This window comes from Vogesella perlucida (genome assembly GCF_979366545.1).
This window is the reverse complement of sequence record NZ_CEETRO010000049.1, coordinates 1-350: the sequence shown is the minus strand read 5'-3', so window position 1 is coordinate 350 and position 350 is coordinate 1. Positions and strand designations below refer to the sequence as shown.

Annotated in this window: 1 protein-coding gene; it reads right to left on the bottom strand. The window is 65.1% G+C overall.

Annotated features, from left to right (window positions below; genetic code table 11):
- A partial coding sequence (locus tag ACZ9XP_RS17855) for a hemagglutinin repeat-containing protein (protein WP_465188955.1) occupies nt 1-350 on the bottom strand: 350 nt, incomplete at both ends.

The window sequence follows — 350 nt, the reverse complement described above, 5'->3', positions numbered from 1 at the left end:
TGGCCGCGATGGTGTCGCCACTGGCCTGCGCACCGGTGAGCGTGGTGTCGCGGCCGCTATTCAGGGTGAGGGTTTGCCCCGCGGTGATATGGGTTTCGGTGTAGCTGTCGGTGTCGCCGTTTTCTTTACCGCTGGCGCGGTTGGCGTTGGCAAACACGCTGATGCCGGCTTTATCGCTACCCACGCCGACACTAACGCCGATGGCACCGCCGCTGCTGCTATGGCTGCCGGTGGTGTCGCTGCGGTTTTGTGCAGACTGCAGGGTGATGTCGCGGGCGGCGTCCAGCGTGACGTTCTGAGCCTTGATGCTGCTGCCGATCACCGCCAGGTCGCCGTTTTGGGCGACGCCG